This is a genomic window from uncultured Oscillibacter sp., assembly GCF_947654275.1.
Lineage (GTDB): Bacteria > Bacillota > Clostridia > Oscillospirales > Oscillospiraceae > Oscillibacter.
On the sequence record NZ_CANTJS010000016.1, the window covers coordinates 37,862 to 58,375 of the forward strand.

27 protein-coding genes are annotated in these 20,514 nt (G+C 60.4%); 22 read left to right on the plus strand and 5 right to left on the minus strand.

Going from position 1 to position 20,514, the window contains the following annotated elements:
* Nucleotides 1-126: 126 nt before the first annotated feature.
* The 4 genes from Q0063_RS06100 (at nucleotide 127) to Q0063_RS06115 (ending at nucleotide 2,890) form a co-directional block, all read left to right on the plus strand.
* The gene (locus Q0063_RS06100; protein WP_297871090.1) at nucleotides 127-726 is read left to right on the plus strand and encodes a 4'-phosphopantetheinyl transferase superfamily protein; all 600 of its coding nucleotides are present in this window, start codon (nucleotides 127-129) and stop codon (nucleotides 724-726) included.
* A 7-nt stretch (nucleotides 727-733) separates the two neighbouring features.
* Entirely contained in the window at nucleotides 734-1,153 is a 420-nt protein-coding gene (locus Q0063_RS06105) for a hypothetical protein (protein WP_297871091.1), read from the plus strand.
* A gap of 106 nt (nucleotides 1,154-1,259) precedes the next feature.
* Nucleotides 1,260-1,811: an RNA polymerase sigma factor gene (locus Q0063_RS06110; RefSeq protein WP_297871092.1), complete on the plus strand. Its 552-nt coding sequence runs from the start codon at nucleotides 1,260-1,262 to the stop codon at nucleotides 1,809-1,811.
* The gene (locus Q0063_RS06115) at nucleotides 1,808-2,890 is read left to right on the plus strand and encodes a hypothetical protein (RefSeq protein WP_297871093.1); all 1,083 of its coding nucleotides are present in this window, start codon (nucleotides 1,808-1,810) and stop codon (nucleotides 2,888-2,890) included. The genes Q0063_RS06110 and Q0063_RS06115 overlap by 4 nt, the downstream gene beginning before the upstream one ends.
* Nucleotides 2,891-3,184: 294 nt before the next feature.
* On the opposite strand, the gene gdhA is transcribed toward Q0063_RS06115, so the two are convergent.
* Complete coding sequence (gene gdhA, locus Q0063_RS06120; RefSeq protein WP_297871094.1) at nucleotides 3,185-4,534, minus strand: NADP-specific glutamate dehydrogenase; 1,350 nt, start codon at nucleotides 4,532-4,534, stop codon at nucleotides 3,185-3,187.
* Nucleotides 4,535-4,851: 317 nt separating this feature from the next.
* Between gdhA and Q0063_RS06125 the strand changes: the two genes are divergently transcribed.
* The 3 genes from Q0063_RS06125 to Q0063_RS06135 all read left to right on the plus strand — a co-directional run bounded on the left by Q0063_RS06125 (nucleotide 4,852) and on the right by Q0063_RS06135 (nucleotide 7,922).
* Nucleotides 4,852-5,412 (plus strand): phosphoribosyltransferase family protein, encoded by a 561-nt coding sequence (locus tag Q0063_RS06125; protein ID WP_297871095.1) that lies wholly within the window; start codon nucleotides 4,852-4,854, stop codon nucleotides 5,410-5,412.
* Between the two features lie 117 nt (nucleotides 5,413-5,529).
* Nucleotides 5,530-6,948: a hypothetical protein gene (locus Q0063_RS06130; RefSeq protein ID WP_297871096.1), complete on the plus strand. Its 1,419-nt coding sequence runs from the start codon at nucleotides 5,530-5,532 to the stop codon at nucleotides 6,946-6,948.
* A gap of 176 nt (nucleotides 6,949-7,124) precedes the next feature.
* Entirely contained in the window at nucleotides 7,125-7,922 is a 798-nt protein-coding gene (locus Q0063_RS06135; protein WP_297871097.1) for a helix-turn-helix domain-containing protein, read from the plus strand.
* A 41-nt stretch (nucleotides 7,923-7,963) separates the two neighbouring features.
* Here Q0063_RS06135 and Q0063_RS06140 read toward each other — a convergent pair whose 3' ends face one another.
* Nucleotides 7,964-8,491, minus strand: a complete 528-nt coding sequence (locus tag Q0063_RS06140) for a hypothetical protein (protein WP_297871098.1) — start codon at nucleotides 8,489-8,491, stop codon at nucleotides 7,964-7,966.
* A gap of 10 nt (nucleotides 8,492-8,501) precedes the next feature.
* Complete coding sequence (locus Q0063_RS06145; protein WP_297871099.1) at nucleotides 8,502-9,038, minus strand: DUF5662 family protein; 537 nt, start codon at nucleotides 9,036-9,038, stop codon at nucleotides 8,502-8,504.
* Nucleotides 9,039-9,396: 358 nt separating this feature from the next.
* Between Q0063_RS06145 and Q0063_RS06150 the strand changes: the two genes are divergently transcribed.
* Nucleotides 9,397-9,837 (plus strand): hypothetical protein, encoded by a 441-nt coding sequence (locus tag Q0063_RS06150; RefSeq protein ID WP_297871100.1) that lies wholly within the window; start codon nucleotides 9,397-9,399, stop codon nucleotides 9,835-9,837.
* A 37-nt stretch (nucleotides 9,838-9,874) separates the two neighbouring features.
* Complete coding sequence (locus tag Q0063_RS06155; protein ID WP_297871101.1) at nucleotides 9,875-10,093, plus strand: hypothetical protein; 219 nt, start codon at nucleotides 9,875-9,877, stop codon at nucleotides 10,091-10,093.
* A 233-nt stretch (nucleotides 10,094-10,326) separates the two neighbouring features.
* Here Q0063_RS06155 and Q0063_RS06160 read toward each other — a convergent pair whose 3' ends face one another.
* Nucleotides 10,327-10,941, minus strand: coding sequence for a TetR/AcrR family transcriptional regulator (locus Q0063_RS06160; protein ID WP_297871102.1), 615 nt, complete (start codon nucleotides 10,939-10,941; stop codon nucleotides 10,327-10,329).
* A gap of 118 nt (nucleotides 10,942-11,059) precedes the next feature.
* Between Q0063_RS06160 and Q0063_RS06165 the strand changes: the two genes are divergently transcribed.
* The 8 genes from Q0063_RS06165 (at nucleotide 11,060) to Q0063_RS06200 (ending at nucleotide 17,105) form a co-directional block, all read left to right on the plus strand.
* Entirely contained in the window at nucleotides 11,060-11,347 is a 288-nt protein-coding gene (locus Q0063_RS06165) for a YciI family protein (protein ID WP_297871103.1), read from the plus strand.
* A 370-nt stretch (nucleotides 11,348-11,717) separates the two neighbouring features.
* A complete protein-coding gene (locus tag Q0063_RS06170) occupies nucleotides 11,718-12,143 on the plus strand; it encodes a hypothetical protein (RefSeq protein WP_297871104.1) in 426 nt (141 codons plus the stop codon).
* Between the two features lie 35 nt (nucleotides 12,144-12,178).
* Nucleotides 12,179-14,845 (plus strand): alanine--tRNA ligase, encoded by a 2,667-nt coding sequence (gene alaS / locus Q0063_RS06175; protein ID WP_297871105.1) that lies wholly within the window; start codon nucleotides 12,179-12,181, stop codon nucleotides 14,843-14,845.
* Between the two features lie 172 nt (nucleotides 14,846-15,017).
* Nucleotides 15,018-15,350 (plus strand): cupin domain-containing protein, encoded by a 333-nt coding sequence (locus Q0063_RS06180; RefSeq protein ID WP_297871106.1) that lies wholly within the window; start codon nucleotides 15,018-15,020, stop codon nucleotides 15,348-15,350.
* 14 nt (nucleotides 15,351-15,364) lie between these two features.
* Complete coding sequence (locus Q0063_RS06185) at nucleotides 15,365-15,964, plus strand: hypothetical protein (RefSeq protein WP_297871107.1); 600 nt, start codon at nucleotides 15,365-15,367, stop codon at nucleotides 15,962-15,964.
* Nucleotides 15,961-16,134, plus strand: a complete 174-nt coding sequence (locus tag Q0063_RS06190; RefSeq protein ID WP_297871108.1) for a DUF4250 domain-containing protein — start codon at nucleotides 15,961-15,963, stop codon at nucleotides 16,132-16,134. The genes Q0063_RS06185 and Q0063_RS06190 overlap by 4 nt, the downstream gene beginning before the upstream one ends.
* A 13-nt stretch (nucleotides 16,135-16,147) precedes the next feature.
* Nucleotides 16,148-16,666 carry a CbrC family protein gene (locus Q0063_RS06195; protein ID WP_297871109.1) on the plus strand — a complete coding sequence of 173 codons (519 nt, stop codon included), beginning with the start codon at nucleotides 16,148-16,150 and terminating at the stop codon, nucleotides 16,664-16,666.
* Nucleotides 16,667-16,766: 100 nt separating this feature from the next.
* Nucleotides 16,767-17,105, plus strand: a complete 339-nt coding sequence (locus Q0063_RS06200) for a histidine triad nucleotide-binding protein (protein WP_297871110.1) — start codon at nucleotides 16,767-16,769, stop codon at nucleotides 17,103-17,105.
* A 91-nt stretch (nucleotides 17,106-17,196) separates the two neighbouring features.
* On the opposite strand, the gene ruvX is transcribed toward Q0063_RS06200, so the two are convergent.
* Nucleotides 17,197-17,616: a Holliday junction resolvase RuvX gene (gene ruvX / locus Q0063_RS06205; protein WP_297871111.1), complete on the minus strand. Its 420-nt coding sequence runs from the start codon at nucleotides 17,614-17,616 to the stop codon at nucleotides 17,197-17,199.
* 329 nt (nucleotides 17,617-17,945) lie between these two features.
* Here ruvX and rpmG point away from each other — a divergent pair, with 329 nt between their 5' ends.
* The 5 genes from rpmG (at nucleotide 17,946) to rplA (ending at nucleotide 20,268) form a co-directional block, all read left to right on the plus strand.
* Nucleotides 17,946-18,095 carry a 50S ribosomal protein L33 gene (gene rpmG, locus Q0063_RS06210; RefSeq protein WP_016323379.1) on the plus strand — a complete coding sequence of 50 codons (150 nt, stop codon included), beginning with the start codon at nucleotides 17,946-17,948 and terminating at the stop codon, nucleotides 18,093-18,095.
* 27 nt (nucleotides 18,096-18,122) lie between these two features.
* Nucleotides 18,123-18,332, plus strand: a complete 210-nt coding sequence (gene secE / locus Q0063_RS06215) for a preprotein translocase subunit SecE (protein ID WP_297871112.1) — start codon at nucleotides 18,123-18,125, stop codon at nucleotides 18,330-18,332.
* Nucleotides 18,333-18,344: 12 nt separating this feature from the next.
* Nucleotides 18,345-18,869, plus strand: coding sequence for a transcription termination/antitermination protein NusG (gene nusG / locus Q0063_RS06220; protein ID WP_297871113.1), 525 nt, complete (start codon nucleotides 18,345-18,347; stop codon nucleotides 18,867-18,869).
* 162 nt (nucleotides 18,870-19,031) lie between these two features.
* Nucleotides 19,032-19,457 (plus strand): 50S ribosomal protein L11, encoded by a 426-nt coding sequence (rplK, locus tag Q0063_RS06225; RefSeq protein ID WP_297871114.1) that lies wholly within the window; start codon nucleotides 19,032-19,034, stop codon nucleotides 19,455-19,457.
* Between the two features lie 118 nt (nucleotides 19,458-19,575).
* On the plus strand, nucleotides 19,576-20,268 hold the full coding sequence (gene rplA / locus Q0063_RS06230; RefSeq protein ID WP_297871115.1) for a 50S ribosomal protein L1: 693 nt from the start codon (nucleotides 19,576-19,578) through the stop codon (nucleotides 20,266-20,268).
* The last annotated feature ends 246 nt before the right edge of the window (nucleotides 20,269-20,514 follow it).

The window sequence follows — 20,514 nt, forward strand, 5'->3', positions numbered from 1 at the left end:
GGAACCGATATGATAGAGTCAGCACGGTCGAAAACCGGTACAGACCGGTTTTCAAACAGCGGCCGCTGCCAGGTAAAATCCCTGCGGCGGCGATAGAAGCAAATGTGATGAAAGGAGGGCGGCGCGGTGCCGGTTGAATTTTGGGCGGCCCGGCTGGAACGGCCGCTGACGGACCGGGAGACCGAGACCATGACGGCCATGCTGCCGCCTCAGCGGCGGGAGCGGCTTCTGCGGCAGAAGGAGCCGGAAAAAAGGCGGGAGCCCCTCTGCGCGTACCTGATGCTGCGGCTGGCGCTGTGGCAGCGGCACGGTCTGCGGGAGCTGCCGGAGATTGCCGTAAGCGGCCGGGGAAAGCCCTGGTTTCCGGATTATCCCGACATTCATTTCAGCCTCAGCCACACCGCCGGCGCGGTGCTGGTGGGGCTGTCGGACCAGGCGCTGGGGGTGGACATCGAGCGAATCCGTCCGGTGGGGCAGAGAACCATGGTCCGCCTGGCCCATGTCACGACAGAGGCGGAATTTTTCGAGAGCTGGGTACGCCGGGAAGCCCGATCCAAGCGCAGCGGCGACGGAATCGGCGCGATGATGCGCTCCGAGACGCCCCTGCAATACGGGGAATACTATTATGAGCTGGAGACCTTCCCCGGCTACGCCGCCGGAGCCGCCACCCGGAGCACGGACCGTCCCGGGGAGGTCCGGCGCTATTCCCTGGACGAAATGCTGTGAGGGCTGTATGGATGACAAGGGACTGGTGAATTTTGTGCTTTCATTTGCCGGAGAGATGAATGCGCTTCAGCGGTGCTATGCGCCGCTGCTGGAGAAGGCCAGAGAGCGGGGCGGGACCGCCGCCGTGTTCGCCGCTTACCGGACGGAGGCGGGGATGCTTTATGGCCGGTATCTGACGCCAGGGGAGCGAAGCTGCTGCGCGTCCATTGGCTCGCCGCCTATCTATGCCGCCCTGGAGGGCCTGACCCTCAGCACGGTGGAGCGGAAGGGGAAAAACCGGGCTGTGGCGGAGCTGCTGACCAGCGAGGGGCGTCTGGATTTCCAATTTAACCTTGTGTGTAAAAACGGCGAGTGGCGGATCAGCAGCTTCAGGCAGCGCCTTCACAGCGGACGCCGGATTTACCGGTGGGTCTATGGGGATTTTTAACGGGCAGGGGAAGGTCCTGCCCGTTTTTTTCGTTTTCCCCGCAACCCGGCGGCTCTGTTTGCCGACTATAAGGGTGAAAAGCGCTTTTCAGGAAGGAGGGGCCATTATGGAAGACCGGGAGATCATCGCCCTGTACTGGGCGCGTTCCGAGGACGCCATCCGTCAGACGGCCCAAAAGTATACGCTTTACTGCGGCGGCATCATCCGCCGGGTGCTGGGGGACGGACGGGACGCGGAGGAGTGCCTCAGCGACACCTGGCTGGGAGCCTGGAACGCCATGCCGCCCCAGCGGCCCGCCCGCCTGCCGGTCTTTCTGGGCCGCATTGCCCGGAACACGGCCCTGGACCGCTATGACTACAACAGCGCCCAGCGGCGGAGCGGCTTTGAAACGGCGCTGGAGGAGCTGGCGGAGTGCGTTGGCGGCACACCTATGGAGGAGGCCGTGGACCTGCGGCAGCTGGGGGAGGCTATTTCAGCATATCTGAATAAAGTGTCCCCGGCGGTCCGGCTGGTCTTTCTCCGGCGATACTGGTACTGCGACACCATCACGGAGCTTGCCGCAGCCACCGGCTTCACCCAGTCAAAAATCAAATCCATGCTCCGCCGGACCCGGCAGGGCCTGCGGACCTATCTCGTGAAGGAGGGCTATGACCTATGACAAGAGAAGAATTATTCCGCGCCGTGGGCGAGGTCCGGGAGGACCAGATCGAAGGGGCGGAAACCGTAAAGAAACAGGTCCGCCCCTGGCGGCGGGCGGGGGCCCTGGCGGCCTGTCTGGCGGTGATCGTGACGGCGGCGGCTGTCCCCGCCATCAGAGGACAGCCCCAGTGGACGTCCATTATTTACAGCTTCAACCCGGCGGTAGACCGTGAGAGCGGGGGAGACGCCGGAGGCGGCGCGACGGCAGGGGGGGCGGACGGCTCTTCCTACTGGACAGACGGCCCGGCCCGGCCCGGCCGTCCCGACTGGTCCACCGGCGTGGAGATCGGGGAGCTTAGCGGCCCGGGAGACAACGCCGGAGTGCTCGCCGAGGCCGCCTGTATGGCCTGGCTGTCTCCGGAGGAGATCTTTGCCCAGGACACGGCGGTTTTCCGGGGAACGGTTCAAGAGATGCAGTATTATCAGGTGGCGATGGACGGCCTTGGGAACATTCCGGTCTACTGCACCCGGGCCATCGTGGAGGTGACGGACTCCATCCGGGGAGACCTGACGGCGGGGGAGCGTTACAGCCTCCTCTGGATAGGGGCGAAGGGCTACCTGTCCACGACCCTGAGCGGCCCGCTGGAGGATCTGGAAGCGGGAGACGAGGCCGTTTTCATGCCCATTTCCACGGACCAAAATACCGGCTGGGAGCAGGGCGGCAGCTACTTCTGCTACGCTGACCTGGCGGAATTTTATCTGGGCGAGGGACAGCGCTATGTCTTCGCGGACACGGCTGAGGGTCTGGTTTTCGACCGGACCGTCTATGAGGAAATCGCGGACGCGGAGACCCTGGACGAAATTGCCGCCTATATCCGGGAGCAAATCGGGGAAGAGGAGGCTCAGTGGCGGGTCATCATCGGAGAGGAGACGGAGAGCGGCGGATACGTCTTTGTAGAGGGAGAAGAAGAGTCCCGGCCCGCGTCAGTGCCCGTCCTGCCCCAGACAGAGCCCTCAGAGACGGCGGAAGCGGGCCCCGTACAGGGCCCCGCCGGAGGGCTGGAAGAACTTCCCGGCGGCGCGTATATCGGAGGGTAACCGCAGGCGAAGCCCAAGCCCTCCCCAGGAGTTTCACCGCCCGGAGGCGGCGAAAGAAAATGAAATCCGTTTTTCATGACGACACAAAGTTCCCTCCTAGCGGCATAGCCGCTGCGGCCTGCGCTAAAAATGTGCCGCCGGCACATTTTCTTAACGCTGCGGCGTCATGAAAAACACTTCTCATCAGTTCTGGAGTGTGTGAAGCCCTCCACCCGCAAAGCGGGTGGAGGGCTGAGTGCGCGGAAGAACTGCATCCTTCCCCCTCGTCCAAAATCCGCAGATTTTGGACGAATTTTAAAACACGCCCTGAGCCATCATGGCGTCAGCGACTCTCTGGAAGCCGGCGATGTTGGCGCCCGCCACCAGGTTATAGCCCAGACCGTACATCTCGGCGGCCTCGACGCTCATATTGTAGATGGTATCCATGATCTGGTGGAGCTGCCTGTCGACCTCTTCCTCAGTCCACACCAGACGTTCGCTGTTCTGGGCCATCTCCAGGGCGGAGGTGGCCACGCCGCCGGCGTTGACGGCCTTGCTGGGGGCCACGATGATGCCGGGCTGCTCCATCAGGAACTTCAGCGCGTCGTTGGTGGTGGGCATATTGGCCACTTCGATATAATATTTCACGCCGTTGGCCGCAATCTGCCTGGCCTGCTCCATGTGGACGTCGTTCTGCATGGCGGAGGGCATGATGACGTCGGCCTTGACGCCCCAGGGCTTTTCGCCGGCATGGAACTCCACGCCGAACTTGTCGGCGTAATCCTGCACCCGGTTGCGGCCGCTGTTCCGCATCTCCACCAGATAGGCGATTTTCTCGTCGGTGGTCACGCCGTCGGGATCGTAGACGTAGCCGTCGGGGCCGGAGAGGGTGACGACCTTGGCGCCCAGCTCCCGGGCCTTCTTGCAGATGCCCCAGGTCACGTTGCCGAAGCCCGCGCAGGCGATGGTCTTGCCCTGAATGGACTCGCCCTCGTGCTTCAGGACGTTCTCCAGATAATACACCGCGCCGAAGCCGGTGGCCTCAGGACGAATCAGGCTGCCGCCGTAGGAAAAGCCCTTGCCGGTGAGGACGCCGTTCTCGAAAGCACCCTTGAGGCGGCGGTACTCGCCGTACAGATAGCCAATCTCTCTCGCGCCCACGCCCATGTCGCCGGCGGGCACGTCCACATCGGGTCCGATGTAGCGGTACAGGGCCTGCATGAAGCTCTGGCAGAAGCGCATGATCTCCGCGTCGGATTTCCCGGCGGGGTCGAAGTCGCTGCCGCCCTTGCCGCCGCCGATGGGCAGGCCGGTCAGGGAGTTCTTGAAGGTCTGCTCAAAGCCCAGGAACTTGATGATGCCCTCATACACATTTTTCTGGAACCGGAGGCCGCCCTTGTAGGGGCCGATGGCGCCGTTGAACTGGCAGCGCCAGCCGGTGTTGGTGTGCCAGGTGCCGTCGTCGGCCATCCAGCAGACGCGGAAGGTGAACATGCGCTCGGGCTCCACCATGCGGCCCAGCAGATCCACCTGCTCATATTCCGGGTGCTTCTCAATGACGGGCTCCAGGGAGGAGAGGACCTCCTCCACGGTCTGGACAAATTCCGGCTCATTGGCGTGCTTGGTTTTAACGCTCTCAATCACGCTGGACAGATATGCGTTCATCAAACATCCTCCTCTTAACTCTACTCTTTGTGTCTTTGTGATTTTGTTTGGCCCCGTCGGGGTTTTTCACTCTTAGTTTATCATTTGCGGCGGCAATAAACAAGGGCAGAATTTTGAATACCTACCAAACTTTTTTTCAATACACCAGAAAATGGGACCCCCTTTTTGTGCAAAGTGACAGAGGGCGGGGCTCCGGAAACAGACGGGCAGAATTTTTGCCCCCAAAACCGGGCCATGTTCTTGACTTTCGGAAGATAGAAGATATAATAAACATGAAAATACTTTCCTGAAAAAGGATTTTGAGGGAGGGACCTTTTATGTCAACCTATACCCTGGAAGTCGCGGGCCTGCGGCGGGAGCTGCCCATCTGCAAGGTTTCGGACGATTTGTACATCGCCGCCTTTATCTGCCTCGGGGACGCGGAGCTGACGGAAGCCTGCGCCCGGGAGCTGCTGAAGCTGGCCGCTCCGGGCAGCTATGACTGCATGCTCACCGCCGAGGCCAAGGGCATTCCCCTGATTCACGAGATGGCCCGGCAGTCCGGCACGGCCAAGTATTTTCTGGCCCGGAAGGGCCCCAAGGCCTACATGCGGAATCCCATCCATGTGGAGGACCAGTCCATCACCACCGCCGGGGTTCAGCGGCTGTATCTGGACGGGACCGACGCGGCAATGCTGGCGGGCAGGCGCGTCCTGATTGTGGACGATGTGATTTCCACCGGCGGTTCTCTCAAGGCCATGGAGGCTCTGGTGGAGCTGGCGGGGGGGACCGTGACGGGCCGGATGGCGGTGCTGGCGGAGGGTTCCGCAAAGGACCGGACGGACATTCAGTTCCTCGCGCCGCTGCCGCTGTTCAACGCCGACGGCAGCATTCGATAAGTCATATTGAGGCGGAACGCCGGCGCACTGTCTCCTGACGGCGCGCCGGCGTTTTAGTTGCAGACGTAAAAAGAGAACGAGAAATAAAAAGAGAACGAGAAAGAAAGAGAGACGCCCATGAGAACGAGAACCGTTTATTGGCTTCCGACATTCCGCGTCCTGGCCCTGTCGGCGGCGCTGCTGATGATTTGCTCCGGTCTGGTGCGGATTGCCTGGGTGATGGGAGAATCGGCGCTGAGCCGTCCCTTCTGGCTGTTTCAGATTCTGCTGCCGCTGGCGGCCAATGTGTGTTTTGTGGGGATTCTCTTTCTGGACGGAAGAGAACGCCTGTACCGCTCCGCTGTGCCGGTGTGGCTGGGGTGTATCTTCTTCGCTGTAAAGGCTTTATCCTTTCCCTCTCTTCTGCGCACGGTGCTCTGCCTGCTTCTCTACGCGCTGGTGGCGGTACTTTACACCGCTACGGTGGTGGGACATGTGCCGACGCAGGCGCCGCTGTGGCTGCTGTTCGGCCTGCCGATGGTCTACCACATCATCGTAGAGGACCGGCAGAAAATCGGCTGGCCGGTTCACGACTGGCTGCCGGAGATTTCCGTGCTGTGCTGTATGGCGGCGCTGCTGTGCTTATCCCTGGCCATGAGGCGGCGGCCTGTGGAAGAGGGGGCCTATGTCCGCCGCTTCGGAGACCGGAACGACGGCCGCCGCCTGCGGACCCTGTCGCCTATTTTCGCCGTGTCGCCCTATATCATGAAGACCCGCAACACGTCCCAGAATTTCATTGCCGACCAGTTCGAGGTCACGGCGGTGGACCGCTATATCGCGGAGAAGCGTCAGGCGGGCTGGAAGGGCTTCGGCGTCCTCCATGTCATCCTGGCGGCCTATGTCCGGACCTGCGCCCGGTATCCGGGGCTGAACCGGTTCATTGCCGGCCAGCGGGCCTACAGCCGGGACCGGGTGATCGAGGTCAATATGACCATCAAAAAGGAGATGTCCACCGCCTCGCCGGATACCGTCATCAAGGTCACTTTTGACCCCGCCGACACGGCGGAAACCGTGTTTCGCCGCTTTGACAAGGCGGTTCAGGAGGTAAAGAACACGCCGCTGAATTCCTCCTTTGACCAGTTGGCCGGCGCTTTGAACCGGGTGCCGGGCCTTCTGCTGCGAGGGGTGGTGGCTTTGCTGCAGGGAGGGGACTACTTCGGTCTGCTGCCCCAGTGGCTGACAAGGCTTTCCCCTTTTCACGGCTCTCTGTTCATCACGTCTATGGCTTCCCTGGGCATTCCGCCCATTCATCATCACCTCTATGACTTCGGCAATGTCCCCGTCTTCTGCGCCTTTGGCCGGAAGCGCCGGGTGTATGAGACGAAGCGGGATGGCAGTGTGGTGTGCCGGAAATACATAGACTGCAATTTCGTCACCGACGAGCGGATTGCGGACGGCTTTTATTACGCCTCCGCCATTCGTTATATCCATGGCATTTTCAGTGATCCCTGGCAGCTGGACCAGCCGCCGGAGACGGTGAACCGGGACCAGCCGTGACCGGAGGGGCGGAGGGTTTAAGCTCGGGGCCTCAAAACTTTGAATCTATGAAACCCTTGCGGCACAAGGGCCGCAACCACAGGTTGACAAAGTTCCACGTGCTGCGTTCTTGCTTTTTTGGGCGGGGAGGACTACCATAGGGCCAATCCAAAGGAAAGTGAGAGGTTTGTGAGCACATGAAAACATTTTCAGCGAAACTGCTGGAGCTCCGCCGCCGAAAGGGCCTGTCTCAGGAAGAGCTGGCAGACCGTTTAGGGGTTACCCGGCAGTCCGTCAGCAAGTGGGAGGGCGGCGCGGCAATGCCGGAGCTGAGCAAATTGGTTGCCCTGTCGGAGCTGTTTTCCGTCAGCGTGGATTATCTGGTGAAGGATTACTTGGAGGAGCCGGAGCGTCCGGAGTCCTCCATACCGAGGTCCACAGCAAAGCTGGAGGAACAGGTGGAAGAGATCAGCCGGTATTTCCGGACCTGGGAGTGGACCAGCAAAACAAAGGTGTTTGGCATCCCTCTGGTTTCTGTCTGCTTTTGTATGTACCCCCATATGTCGCGCTGCCGGAAGACCGCCAAGGGTATCGTCGCCATCGGCAACATCGCGGTGGGCGTGGTGGCGTTAGGGCTCCTCAGCGCGGGTGTATTCAGCATTGGCGCTTTGAGCGCCGGCGTGTTTGCCTTGGGCGCTCTGGCATTTGGCCTGGCGGCGCTGGGCCCGGTGGCCATCGGCCTGATGGCGTTCGGCCCTGTGGCAATAGGTCTGTGGTACGCCGGAGGCGTGGCGGCATTGGGCGGAAAAATCTCTGTAGGCGTTGCCGCGGTGGGGGAGACTGCTGTAGGTTATGACGCTGCGGGAAAACAGGTCCTTTTATGGGGAAACGGTCTGACCAGCGCAGAGGTAGAGACCTTTCTTCTGGAGTACCACCCCAATCTCTGGAGGCCGCTGCTGAAGCTGCTGGCTTTTTTCGGCGCGAACATCAAGTGATTCAAATAGGAAAAGCGTGGAGGAGAAACCTCCACGCTTTTTTATGAATGCAGCATCTGCCCCTCGATGATTCGATAGACCTTTTCGGCGTCCGCAATTTCCTCAAAGCCCACGCCGGGAACGCGGTGGCGGTGCTTCCCGGCTCCGCAGGACGTGGGGGGCCGGAACCAGATGGTCCCGGTCCCGTTGGCGCGGACCTCCTTTTGCAGCAGGGGAATCTGCCCATAGGGCAGAAAAACGGTCTCCCGGCGGCTTTGCAGGATGACCCGCCGGTCCGTCACGGCGTAGCAGGTTCCCGCCAGCTGCCAGGCCCGGAAGAAGAAACGTCCCACGGTGATATAAAGTCCCATCAAAACGAAGGGGATGCCCCAGATTTTGAACAGCAGCGGCCCGCCGGCGGCGATGACGCCGATTTCCCAGAAGATGGCGAAGCCGCACCAGAGCAGACTGAAGGGAATTGCGAGGAGATCGGACCGCTGAAAATGAATGCCGCGCTCCGGCGCGCCCTCCCAGAGAAGAACCTCGCCGGGCTGGAGCTGTGTGCGGATGCTTTGCCTGTTCTCGTCCATACGATACTCCTTATTGTGTCTTCCCCAGGACTTCCCGGCGGACGAAGTCGAAGGCGGCGTCCTCACCCTCGTCCCGGAGCTTGACCAGAATGGTTTCCAGCAGGGCGGCGGTCTCCGGATGGAGGAGGAGCCGCCGGTTCTTGCCCCTCTGAAAGAACTGGTAGGGGTGGGAATCGTTGTAGTTGTCTCTCTGATAGACCTTGCTGGCGGCCAGCCGGTCGCAGAACATCTCTGCGATGTACTTGTTGGGCATCCGCACGCCGCCGATGCCACTGCCGTCCTGCTGATAGTCGGTCCAGTATTCAAAATGGTGGCGGTTGCGGCCCTTGTGGTGGAGCCAGGCGGCGCTGTAGCCGAAGAGCTTTCGCTGCTGGTCGTTAGGGCTGTGATCCCCTTGAAAATAGCGGACCCCCGCCCAGAATTCCACCGGGGAGAATTTGGACAGGTCGTGGGTCAACCCCTGCCAATACAGTCCCAGGCGGAAGCAATACTTCCGTACCAGGCACCGGTGATAGCAGATGGTTTTCAGATGTCCCCAGAAATGCAAGGCGTTTCACCCCGTTCGCAGAATGATTCAGGTGCAGTATCATACTCATTTCAAAGAAAGCGATTTCGTTTTATTTGAAAGAAATGGAAATGCATGCTGCGTTTCCGTTTTACGCCCCAATAGCGCAAAACACGTCTCAACGCATTTTTGACGTAATTCTGCGCAGCCGTTGGCGGTTTTGCCGGGCGTCCCCCTTGCGGGGGAAAAGCTTCTCAAGCTTTTGAATGGATTCTATTATAACACGCCGGGCAAAAAAAGACGAGGTTTTTTTGCATGGAATTCCGCCGTCCGCAGAAACTATTTTCCGGCAAAGCATGTCTATCAATTTTCAGGGTACAGCCCTGACAGGGGGAATGGGATGGACTCCGGAATTTACGACTGCCCCAGGGTCTGGGGGGACCTGCTGCCGGAGGGGGTCCGGCAGCTGTGGGAGCCGGAGGCGCTGGCGGAACGGGTGTGGTCTCTGCTGGTGCTGACGGCGGAGGGCTGCCGCCGTCTGGAGGGGACAGGTCCCCTCTGCCGGATTCTGCTGGCGCCGGGGGACTGCCCGCCGGCGTTGCTGGCCGGGGCGGAGACCGTGATATCCTACGGACTGTCGCCCCGGGACAGCCTGACGCTCTCCAGTCTGGCGGAACCGGTGCTGTGCGTGCAGAGGGCGCTGCCCCGGCCGGACGGAAGGCTGGTGGAGCCCCAGGAGTTTCCCCTTCCGCCGCTGCCCGCCCCGGCGGAACAGATGCTGCCGCTGCTGGGGCTGCGGCTGTTGCAAATGCCGCTGACAGACGGCCTGTTTCCACCGTAAAATCAGGGCATCCACTTCAAAATAAGGAGGGCAATGTATGCCGCTGATGGGCTGGGTGCTGCTGATTGGCATTGGCGCGGCTGTGGCGCTGTGGGAATACGCGCTGAGCAAGGGGACCCGGGGCCCCTCCCGCTGCATAGGCTGCGGGAAATGCGACAGGGACGGAATCTGCATTCTCACCGGGAAGCCGGTGGGACCCCGCCGGACAAAGCCCGGCGGGGAGCATCCGGGCACAGGCTCAAATGCTGTTGATTGAACATGAGGGAAACCCTCTGATCGGTTTTCCCTCAAGTGCCCTTTCCCTTCCGAACATGAAAAAGCTTTCTTAGAATCTGCATTCACAGCCGGGGGATGCCGGATGGGCGAGGATTTTTCTCGTCAGACAAGGAGAGCGCCCGCGGCCATACTGACGTATGGCAAGGGAGATCGACGCAGTATGGTGGGAAAAAGACCGGCCGGACGGCGTGCAGCGGCTGTGAATGCAGGTTCTTATACTCGGATGCTCGGGAATATAGACTGGACGGCGCAGGCCAGATAGGTTCTGCCGGTGTCCTCCATGTGGAACGCGTGGTTGGAGAAGCACCAGGTGGCCATAATGCCCCGGACCACGCTTTCCAGATAGGTGAAGAGTCCGGCGGCGGAGAGGCCGGTTTGCGCCTCGTCCATATGGGCGGAAATTTCCTGGTAGAGGATGCGGCTGAAGGTCCGCTTCTGCAGATGCTCCGAGGGCCCCGGCACGCAGGCCCCCAGATTCAGGGAATAGGCGAGGCAGGTGAGCTCGTAGCCGGCCAGCTCGGAAAACTCCAGTTCCAGGGAGAGGAATTTCAGGACGCGCTCCCCGCCCTGGCTGTCCGGACGGTCCCGGAGCCAGGCGGCATAGTGCTTTTCTACATAAGCGCCCAGGTCCGCGTAATAGCTTTCACGGATGATGTCCTCCTTGGACCTGTAATGGACGTAAAAAGAGCCCTTGGCGATGCCCGCTCTGGCGCAGATTTCGCTGACGGTGACATTCGCGTAGCCCTTTTCTTTGATGAGTCCCGCCGCCGTGGAGAAAATTTTCTCCTTTGTGGCGGCGGCTTTTTCCTTTCGGCTCTGATATTCCATGAAAACGCTCCTTTCCAAGGCCCGGTATTGACAGAGGGACGGGACTGTGTTATAATAATGACCGTGGTCATTGACTGTGGTCAATTCTATTGTACCAGAAAAGGGAGGGCTCTGCAAGATGTTTCTTTTCAATCTGACGTATGTCAAGCCTCTGGACGAAATCGAAAGGCTGCTGCCAGCACACATCGCGTTTCTGGACGCCTTCTATGCCGGGGGGAAATTCCTGTGCTCCGGCCGGAAGGAGCCCCGTACCGGCGGCGTGATTCTCTGCCGCTGCGAGAGCCGCCGGGAGGCGGAAAAAATCCGGGACCAGGACCCCTTTTTTCAGGAGGGGGCGGCGGAATATGAGATCATCGAGTTCCTGCCCACGAAGATGTCCGAAAGGTTTCAGGCCCTGCTGGGGTGATTCTGGGGTAAAATCTTTGATTCTGGCAAATCTTCTGGTTGACAAACGTGGGAAAAGGCATATAATAACACTGTTCAATCAGCCAAACGCCGTGAAAAAGCCAGCGTCACGAAACGGTTCTCAGCGAGAGGGGGAGGGTGGAAGCCCCTTGTCCACGCCGTGCCGCAGCCACTTTGGAGCAGTCCGCGAGGAGCGGAACGGCTCATCCCCGTTACCGGATGACTCAAGATGTCTCCGCCTGTGCGGCGGGGGATAATTAGGGTGGTACCGCGAAGCGCGCCTTCGCCCCTATGCCGGGGCGGAGGTTTTTTTGTTTTTGTTTTCTTGCTTTTTTGCTTTTTGGCTTTTTTGCGTGGAAGGGAGGTGTCAGATGAAAAATTTCCAGAACTATACCCCGGAAAAATACGGCGGGCCCGACTATCAGAAGGTCGAGGACGGCATTTATTGGGGCCCGAATCCCTATTCCCTTTCGAGGCCGGGGATTGAGGAGCTTTTTGTTACGTCGCTTTCCTTCGAGATGGAGCCGGACCGGTACGGCGAGGAGGGCGGCTGTCCCCAGGACATCACCCAGGTTCCCTTTGAGGATATTCTGGACGACTATTCCGTGTTTGTCACCGATTTTTATGACGCCCTGAACCAGGAAAGCGACTGCACCTGTTATCAGGAATTCGGCGCCTTTGAGATCGAGAATATCCGAAACCTCCGGGGCCTGATCGGCAAGCGCTTCTACGCCGTGTTCTGCGGGAAGGACGACCCGGAGGGCGGCGGTTCCGAGTACAAAATTGTCATCGAATAACTATCATGAAATCATTATTTTAGGAGGTAATTCCCATGTCCCATCCCTATCACGGCCTCAACGAGCTGCGGGAGATGTTCCTCAGCTACTTTGAGAGCAAGGGCCACCTGCGCCTGCCCAGCTTTTCCCTGATTCCCCCCGCCAGCGACGCCAGCCTGCTGCTGATAAACAGCGGCATGGCCCCCATGAAAACCTGGTTCACCCGGGAGGAGGAGCCTCCCCGGGACCGGGTCTGCACCTGCCAGAAGTGCATCCGCACCGGAGACATTGAAAACATCGGCAAGACAGACCGCCACGGCACCTATTTTGAGATGCTGGGCAACTTCTCCTTTGGCGACTATTTCAAGAAGGACGCCATCCCCTATTGCTGGGAGTTCCTCACCCAGGTGGTGGGTCTGGAGGAGGACCGTCTCTATCCCTCCATCTATCTGGACGACGACGAGGCCTTTGAAATCTGGAACAAGGACATCGGCATCCCCGCCCAGCGGATTTTCCGCTTCGGCAAGGAGGACAATTTCTGGGAGCACGGTGCGGGTCCCTGCGGTCCCTGCTCCGAGGTCTACTATGACCGGGGAGAGGAGCACGGCTGCGGCAAGCCCACCTGCACCGTGGGCTGCGACTGCGACCGCTATATTGAGGTCTGGAACAATGTGTTCTCCCAGTTCGTCAACGATGGCGAAGGCCACTATGAGGAAATGACCAACAAAAATATTGACACCGGCATGGGCCTGGAGCGGCTGGCCTGCGTGTGCCAGAATGTGAATTCCCTCTTTGATGTGGACACGGTGATGAACATTACCAACCAGGTCAGCGAAATCACCGGAGCCCACTACGGCGAGAGCCACAGGACCGACGTCTCCCTCCGGGTCATCACGGACCACATCCGTTCCGGCGTCATGATGATCTGCGACGGCGTGCTGCCCAGCAACGAGGGACGGGGCTACGTCCTCCGCCGCCTGCTCCGCCGGGCCGCCCGCCATGGCCGTCTTCTCGGCGTGAATCATCCCTTCCTCCATGAGGTGGTGGATACGGTGATTCACGAAAATGAGTCCGCCTATCCCGACCTCCGGGAGAAGCAGGGCTATATCACCAAGGTTATCCGCACCGAGGAGGAGAATTTTGCCCGGACCATCGACGGCGGCCTCCGTATCTTCAACGACCTGCTTTCCGCCCACAAGCAGCGGGGCGAGACGGTATTCTCCGGCGCGGACGCCTTCAAGCTCTATGACACCTTCGGCTTCCCCATTGACCTGACGGTGGAGATGGTGGAGGAAGAGGGCATGAGCGTGGACCGCCCCGGCTTCGACCAGCTCATGGAGGAGCAGCGGGTTCGGGCCAGAAAAGCCCGGGAGGCCCTGGGAGACCTGGGCTGGGCCGGTATCGAGTTCGGCAGCGACGTGCCCGCCACGGAGTTCGTGGGCTATGAGCGGAACGAGACCGCGGCCACCGTGCTGGCCATCATCGTAGAGGGCGAGTTCCAGGACGAAATCGTCGCCGGGGCCGAGGCCACTATTGTGCTGGACCGAACCACCTTCTACGCCGAGATGGGCGGCCAGACCGCCGACCACGGCGTTATCATGGCTGGACCGAACCTCCCGGTGGAGCGGGCCTCCGCCGTCTTCCAGGTGACGGATGTGCAGAAAAACAAGGGCGGCAAGTTCCTTCACACCGGCCGTCTGCTGGAGGGCCGTCTGATGACAGGGGATGCTGTCAGCACCTCCATCGACGCGGATCGCCGCACCGCCATCCGCCGGGCCCACAGCGCCACCCATCTGCTGGACGCGGCCCTGAAGAAGGTCCTGGGGGACCATGTCCACCAGGCGGGCTCTCTGGTGGAGCCGGACCGCATCCGCTTCGACTTCACCCACTTTGAGGCCATCACCCCCGAGCAGCTCAGCGAGATTGACCGGCTGGTGAACGACGCCATTCTGGAGGGCTACCCCGTCGTCACGGAGGTCCTGCCCATTGAGGAGGCCAAAAAGAAGGGCGCTGTGGCTATGTTTGGCGAAAAGTACGGCGACGTGGTCCGTGTGGTGGAGATGGGAGATTTCTCCATGGAGTTCTGCGGCGGCACCCACCTGGACAACACCGCCAAGGCCGGTCCCTTCCGCATCAAGTCCGAGGGGTCCGTGGCCTCCGGCGTGCGGCGGATTGAGGCCACCGTGGGCCGTTTGACTCTGGAGACGGTGAACCGGAACCAGCAGATGCTGTTCCACGCCGCCCAGATGCTGAAAACCACCCCCGGCGAGCTGGAGAGCCGCATTGAGCAGCAGACCATGGAGATGAAGGAGCTGCGCCAGGCGCTGGAGAAGTTCAAGGCCGAGGCCTCTCTGGGCGAGGCCCGGAGCTTCCTCATGAGCGCCAAGGACGTGGGCGGGCTGAAGGTTCTCACCGCCCAGCGCAACGGCCTGGACGCCAATGCCCTGCGGAAAATGGGCGACTTCCTCCGGGACAAGGAACCCGGCGTGGTGGGCGTCATGGCTACGGTCAACGACGGGAAAATCACCTTCCTGGCGGTCTGCGGCAAGGACGCCGTGGCGAAGGGAATCAAAGCCGGCGACATCATCAAAACCATTACCCCGGTCTGCGGCGGCAAGGGCGGCGGCAAGCCCGACAGCGCCATGGGCGGCGGAACCGACCTTCTGAAGCTGGACGACGCGCTGGCTATGGTGGACGACTTCGTGGCCGGGAAGCTGGGCTGATTTACCAGTTTTTTTGGGGGTCCGTCTCACCGGCGGGCCTCCCGGCCCCATGGACGGAGCGTGCCTGAAGCGGTCCGGGCGCACAGGCGTCCGGAACCGTTCGAGGGAGCAGAAAAAGGATGCGGCGAAGAGGCTGATAAAGCTGTATGCTGATAAAAAAGGAGCGTGCCATATGCTGATTGAATTTGACAAGATGGAAACCGCCGTCATCCCCCAGATGCGGGGCGGCGAAAAGGAAGCCCGCATGGAACTGTTCAACGACGGAGCCTGCAAAATCATGCGGGGGCGGCTGATTCCCGGCGCAACCATCGGGATGCACACCCATGACACCAGCAGTGAGATCATTTATATTCTCTCGGGGAAGGGCCGCATTCTCTATGACGGCGGCTGCGAGCCCCTGGAGCCCGGCTCCTGCCACTACTGCCCCAAGGGCCACGCCCACAGCCTGATGAACGACGGGGGCACCGAGGATCTATGCTTCTTCGCCGTGGTGCCGGAGCAGTGAGCACCCGGGAGGATTTGGCGCGGTTCCGGGCGCTGGAGATTGATGCCTCGTCCATCGGCCTGGAACGGAGCGCCGGATTCAAGCCGTATTTCTGCACCCCGGAGGGGGCGGAGCCTGTGGGCACCCTCGGCTGTGACGGCGTGCATTTCATCCTTCTGCCGGGGGACCAGCGGGTTTTCTGCGTGGACCCGGCCATGGGGGAAGAGGGGACCTATGTGCTGCCGGTGGGGGCGGATTTCCGGGAATTTCTCTCCTTCCTGCTGTACTGCCGGGACGCCAATCCGATGTCTCAAATCTGGTGGATGACAGAGGAGCAGTTCCGGGCCCTTCTGGCGGAGGACAGTGCCGCCAGGGAACGCGGAGACATTCCGGAATATTTCGCCGCCAGGGACGCCGCACTGACAACCGTCGCGGAGGCCTTCGGCCTGGAGCCCCGGGACCCCTTTGCCGCTGTCAGGCGGATGCAGAAGGCCTTTGACCCGGCGGGCCTGGTGTTCTCCGATGAATACTATGATGTTCTGGGCCTGGAAAATCCCAGGGGGACGGCTGCGGCTTCCGGAGCGCATCCGCATACCCTTGAAATCCCTACGGAGACCGGAGGAGAAGAGACATGATGCCCAAAGACCCCGCGATTCTGCTGAGCTACGTCAACACGAAGCTCCGGGACGAGTTCCCCAGTCTGTCCGAGCTCTGCGCCGCACTGGACGCCGACGAGGCGGCCCTGCGGGAGGCTCTGGCGGCGCTGAATTACGAATACGACGCCGGACGGAACCAGTTTGTTTAAAGGAGGCCCGCTGATGTCATTCCCGATATTCAAGTACCACCCTGACCCCTTCAAAACGGAGGTGTTCAAGAGGCGGGAGGAGGCGGTCTGCTGCCCCTGCTGCGGCAAAGAGACCTTCGTCACCTATGAGGGGCCCTTCTACAGCGTGGAGAACGTGGAACACCTGTGCCCGGACTGCATCGCCAGCGGCGCGGCGGCGGAGAAGTTCGACGGCGATTTTCAGGACAGCGAATCTGTGGACGAGATCGACGCCCCCGAAGCGCTGGAGGAGCTGACCTGCCGGACGCCGGGCTACTGCGGCTGGCAGCAGGAGTACTGGCGAGCCCACTGCGGCGACTTCTGCGCCTTCGAGGGTTACGTGGGCTATGAGGACCTGAAAGCGCTGGGCGTTTTGGAGGAGGTTTTGGAGGACCCGGACATGGACGACTGGATTCGGGAGAATCTGGAAGCCCTCGGCAACGGCAGCCTCCAGGGCTATCTGTTCCGGTGTCTCCACTGCGGGAAGCACCTGCTGCATGTGGACTGTGATTGAGAGGAAATCGCGGACCTGACCATGAAGGAGATTCCGGAAGAAATCAAATACAAATAAAGTCAAAAAAGCCAAAAAAGTCAAAAACAAAGGAGGTTTTTCCATGTCCGACTGCTTATTCTGCAAAATCATCGCCGGGGAGATTCCCAGCAGCAAGGTCTATGAGGACGACGTCTGCTTCGCCTTCAACGACATCGCCCCCCAGGCCCCCACCCATTTTCTGGTGGTGCCCAAGGCCCATATCGGCTCTGTCTCCGAGGTGGACGGGAGCAACAGCGCCGTGGTGGCCCACATCTTCGAGGTTATCGCCAAACTGGCCGGGGAACAGGGGATGGAGAGCTACCGCGTGGTTTCCAACATCGGGGAACAGGCGGGCCAGAGCGTATTCCACCTGCATTTCCATGTGCTCAGCGGCCGGGATATGACCTGGCCTCCGGGCTGACGCCGGGCGCTTCAAAGGGAAAGGGACCCTCTGCGGGTCCCTTTCGCGCCCTTCCGCTGGTTTTTTAAAAACGCCGGCGGATTCGGGCTGTTTACGGCCTGTTTTTTTTATAGGTCAGATATCCCTCCAGAATCAGGGAGGCTGCAACGGCGTCCACCATTTTTTTCCGCTTTTTGGCGTTTTTTCCGGCGTTGAAGAGAATCTGATGGGCGTCGATGGTGGTGCGCCGCTCGTCCCAGAGGACCACCGGCAGGCCGGTGACGGTCCGCAGCAGCTCCGCCATGGCCTCCGCCTTTTCGGCCCGGGGGCCCCGGCTGCCGTCCATGTTGAGAGGGTGGCCCAGGACCAGCTCCTCCGCGCCGTGTTCCCTGGCCAGCGCAGCAATCTGCTCCGCAGCGGCTTCCGGGCGGTAGGCGGTGACGGTGGCGGTGAAGCCCGCCAGCAGTCCGGTGGGGTCGGAAATGGCGACGCCGGTGTGGGCGTCTCCATAGTCAATGGCCATAATGCGCATAGAGAAGGTCCTCCTTATGTGATGGATTGCCGCGGCCCGGGCAGGCCGGATGCCTGACGTCTATTATATCCCATTGCGCCTGCCGGCGCAAGCGGAAGCGGCCCCGATGGGCCAAAGGGCCTGAAGCGGTCCGGGATGTCCTGATTTTTTGAAAATTTTGTGAAAAAAGAGGTTGACCTGCCGCCTTTTATGTGCTATACTCAAATTTACCTGTGAGCGGGGTCTTTTTGTCGTGCCCTTTTCGCTTTTCGGACCACGGCGATGCAGTTCCCGGCAGGGAGGCAGTCGGCCTTCCCCGGAGGAAGGCCAATATAAGGAGGTGCCGTTAAATGCGTGTAAAAGTGACCCTTAGATGCAACGAGTGCAAGCAGAGAAACTACAATACGATGAAGAACAAGAAAAACACTCCGGACAAGCTGGAATTGAACAAGTATTGCCGTTTCTGCCGGAAGCACACGCTCCACAGCGAGACCAAATAATTTTTGAGAAAGGGCGTATCAAACAAAATGGCAGAAGCGAAAAAGAAGGATCGCGGCCTTTGGTTCCGCGAAATGAAAAGCGAGCTGAAAAAGGTCGTCTGGCCCAACAGGCAGACCGTGACGAAGAACACCGGCACCGTGCTGCTCTGCTCTTTGCTGATTGGCGCGTGCATCTGGATCTTTGATTTCGCGGCGGTCTCCTTTGTCCAGATCATTCTGAGCGTCTTCGGCGCCTGAGGACCGGCGGATATGGCAGACAGCGCGAAGTGGTATGTCGTCCATACCTATTCCGGCTATGAAAACGCCGTCAAGACCAGCATTGAGAAGTTCGTGGTCGGACGGGGCATGCAGGATATGATCCTCAGAATCGAAATTCCCATGGAAACCGTCATGGAAATCACCGAAAGCGGCACTTCCAAGGAAGTGGACCGGAAGGTATTCCCCGGCTATGTGCTGATTAAGATGATTATGACGGACGAGACCTGGCACCTGGTACGGAATGTACGGGGTGTTACCGGCTTTGTCGGCACGGCCAACAAGGCCATCCCCCTTACGGAGGAGGAGGTTCTGGCCATGGGCATGGAGAAGCACGAGATCGTGGTCCAGTACAAGCTGGGCGACCATGTGCGGATTGTGGACGGCCCGCTGGCCAGCTTCACCGGCATTGTGGAGGAGATCGAGCCCGAGAAAAACCGGGTCAGCGTCATGGTCTCCATGTTCGGCAGAGAGACGCCGGTGGATTTGGAACTGGACCAGGTAGAGGTCCTGAGCTGACACATTGCGTCCCGGAGGGGACGCCCGCCGGAGGGCCGCCGGCCCGCGCGAGGGCGCGGAGGCGGAGACCGGCGCAGGTGGGAGGGAACGGACAGTTCCCGCCAGGGCGGTCGGGGAAACGGACCGCCGCACCACATTTCAGATTTTAGGAGGTGCCGTTTCATGGCACAGAAAATTACCGGTTATGTGAAACTGCAGATTCCCGCGGGCAAGGCGACGCCCGCTCCCCCCGTTGGCCCCGCTCTGGGCCAGCACGGCGTGAATATCGCCGCCTTTACCAAGGAATTCAATGAGCGTACCAAAAACGACGTGGGCATGATTATCCCCGTGGTGATTACCGTGTACGCCGACCGTTCCTTCTCCTTCATCACCAAGACGCCTCCGGCGGCTGTGCTGATTAAGAAGGAATGCAATATTGAGTCCGGCTCCGGCGTCCCCAACAAGACGAAGGTCGCCACCATTTCCAAGGCCTCCGTCCAGAAAATTGCCGAGATTAAGATGAAAGACCTGAACGCCGCCAACCTGGAGTCCGCCATGAGCATGATCGCGGGCACCTGCCGTTCCATGGGCGTCATCGTCGGCGACTGAGCGCAGCCGGTACGGCGCAAATTTGAAGTAAAACGCGCCAACTGAGCGGCCGGAGACGGACCGCTCCATACAGTGGGAGGAATCCATTCCGAAGAACCACTATGAGGAGGAAGTTACTGTGTTTAGAGGCAAGAAATATAAGGAAAGCGCCAAGCAGATTGATCGGAATACCCAGTATGAGGCCCCCGAGGCCCTGGCTCTGATCTGCAAGACTGCCAGCGCTAAATTTGACGAAACCGTGGAGCTCCACGTGAAGCTGGGCGTCGACTCCCGTCACGCCGACCAGCAGGTCCGCGGCGCCATCGTTCTGCCCCACGGAACCGGAAAGACCGTCCGGGTTCTGGTGTTCACCAAGGGCGACAAGGTGGAAGCCGCCAAGGAAGCCGGCGCGGATTATGTCGGTGACATGGATCTGGTGGAGAAGATTCAGAAGGAAAACTGGTTTGACTTCGACGTGGTGGTTGCCAGCCCCGACATGATGGGCGTGGTGGGCCGCCTCGGTAAGGTCCTGGGCCCCAAGGGCCTGATGCCCTCACCCAAGGCCGGCACCGTCACCCCTGACGTGGCCAAGGCTGTGAAGGAGGTCAAGGCCGGTAAGATTGAGTACCGTCTGGACAAAACCAACATCATCCACTGTCCCATCGGCAAGGTCTCCTTCGGCCCTGAGAAGCTGGTGGAGAACTACAATGCCCTGATTGGCGCCATTGTGAAGGCGAAGCCCGCCGCCGCCAAGGGTCAGTATATCCGCAGCTGCGTCGCGGCCTCCACCATGGGCCCCGGCGTGCGCATGAGCACCGCCAAGCTGGTGTAAATATGGCTGAAAGGGGGACGCAGGTCCCCCTTTTTTCATGTCTCACCGGCGCCGCCGCCTCAAGGTTCCGGGGTGGAAAAACACCCGTGTCCGAGGCGGCATTCCGCTGGGTTTCAAAAGCCTCCGGCTGAAGGCCGGAGGCTTTTCAAGCTTGATACGGCTGCCGGACGGTTTTTGCTGTCCGGCTGATTTTTTATAGTCACCGCAGTTGAAAAGAAGCATCCGCTTCTTTTCAACAAGTGCGGC

Coding starts and splice junctions, on each gene's coding strand:
- Q0063_RS06105 (WP_297871091.1), top strand. CDS start 734: ATGGATGACAAGGGACTGGTGAATTTTGTGCTTTCATTTGCCGGAGAG.
- Q0063_RS06110 (WP_297871092.1), top strand. CDS start 1,260: ATGGAAGACCGGGAGATCATCGCCCTGTACTGGGCGCGTTCCGAGGAC.
- Q0063_RS06115 (WP_297871093.1), top strand. CDS start 1,808: ATGACAAGAGAAGAATTATTCCGCGCCGTGGGCGAGGTCCGGGAGGAC.
- gdhA (WP_297871094.1), bottom strand. CDS start 4,534: ATGAACGCATATCTGTCCAGCGTGATTGAGAGCGTTAAAACCAAGCAC.
- Q0063_RS06125 (WP_297871095.1), top strand. CDS start 4,852: ATGTCAACCTATACCCTGGAAGTCGCGGGCCTGCGGCGGGAGCTGCCC.
- Q0063_RS06130 (WP_297871096.1), top strand. CDS start 5,530: ATGAGAACGAGAACCGTTTATTGGCTTCCGACATTCCGCGTCCTGGCC.
- Q0063_RS06135 (WP_297871097.1), top strand. CDS start 7,125: ATGAAAACATTTTCAGCGAAACTGCTGGAGCTCCGCCGCCGAAAGGGC.
- Q0063_RS06140 (WP_297871098.1), bottom strand. CDS start 8,491: ATGGACGAGAACAGGCAAAGCATCCGCACACAGCTCCAGCCCGGCGAG.
- Q0063_RS06150 (WP_297871100.1), top strand. CDS start 9,397: ATGGACTCCGGAATTTACGACTGCCCCAGGGTCTGGGGGGACCTGCTG.
- Q0063_RS06155 (WP_297871101.1), top strand. CDS start 9,875: ATGCCGCTGATGGGCTGGGTGCTGCTGATTGGCATTGGCGCGGCTGTG.
- Q0063_RS06160 (WP_297871102.1), bottom strand. CDS start 10,941: ATGGAATATCAGAGCCGAAAGGAAAAAGCCGCCGCCACAAAGGAGAAA.
- Q0063_RS06165 (WP_297871103.1), top strand. CDS start 11,060: ATGTTTCTTTTCAATCTGACGTATGTCAAGCCTCTGGACGAAATCGAA.
- Q0063_RS06170 (WP_297871104.1), top strand. CDS start 11,718: ATGAAAAATTTCCAGAACTATACCCCGGAAAAATACGGCGGGCCCGAC.
- alaS (WP_297871105.1), top strand. CDS start 12,179: ATGTCCCATCCCTATCACGGCCTCAACGAGCTGCGGGAGATGTTCCTC.
- Q0063_RS06180 (WP_297871106.1), top strand. CDS start 15,018: ATGCTGATTGAATTTGACAAGATGGAAACCGCCGTCATCCCCCAGATG.
- Q0063_RS06190 (WP_297871108.1), top strand. CDS start 15,961: ATGATGCCCAAAGACCCCGCGATTCTGCTGAGCTACGTCAACACGAAG.
- Q0063_RS06195 (WP_297871109.1), top strand. CDS start 16,148: ATGTCATTCCCGATATTCAAGTACCACCCTGACCCCTTCAAAACGGAG.
- Q0063_RS06200 (WP_297871110.1), top strand. CDS start 16,767: ATGTCCGACTGCTTATTCTGCAAAATCATCGCCGGGGAGATTCCCAGC.
- ruvX (WP_297871111.1), bottom strand. CDS start 17,616: ATGCGCATTATGGCCATTGACTATGGAGACGCCCACACCGGCGTCGCC.
- rpmG (WP_016323379.1), top strand. CDS start 17,946: ATGCGTGTAAAAGTGACCCTTAGATGCAACGAGTGCAAGCAGAGAAAC.
- secE (WP_297871112.1), top strand. CDS start 18,123: ATGGCAGAAGCGAAAAAGAAGGATCGCGGCCTTTGGTTCCGCGAAATG.
- nusG (WP_297871113.1), top strand. CDS start 18,345: ATGGCAGACAGCGCGAAGTGGTATGTCGTCCATACCTATTCCGGCTAT.
- rplK (WP_297871114.1), top strand. CDS start 19,032: ATGGCACAGAAAATTACCGGTTATGTGAAACTGCAGATTCCCGCGGGC.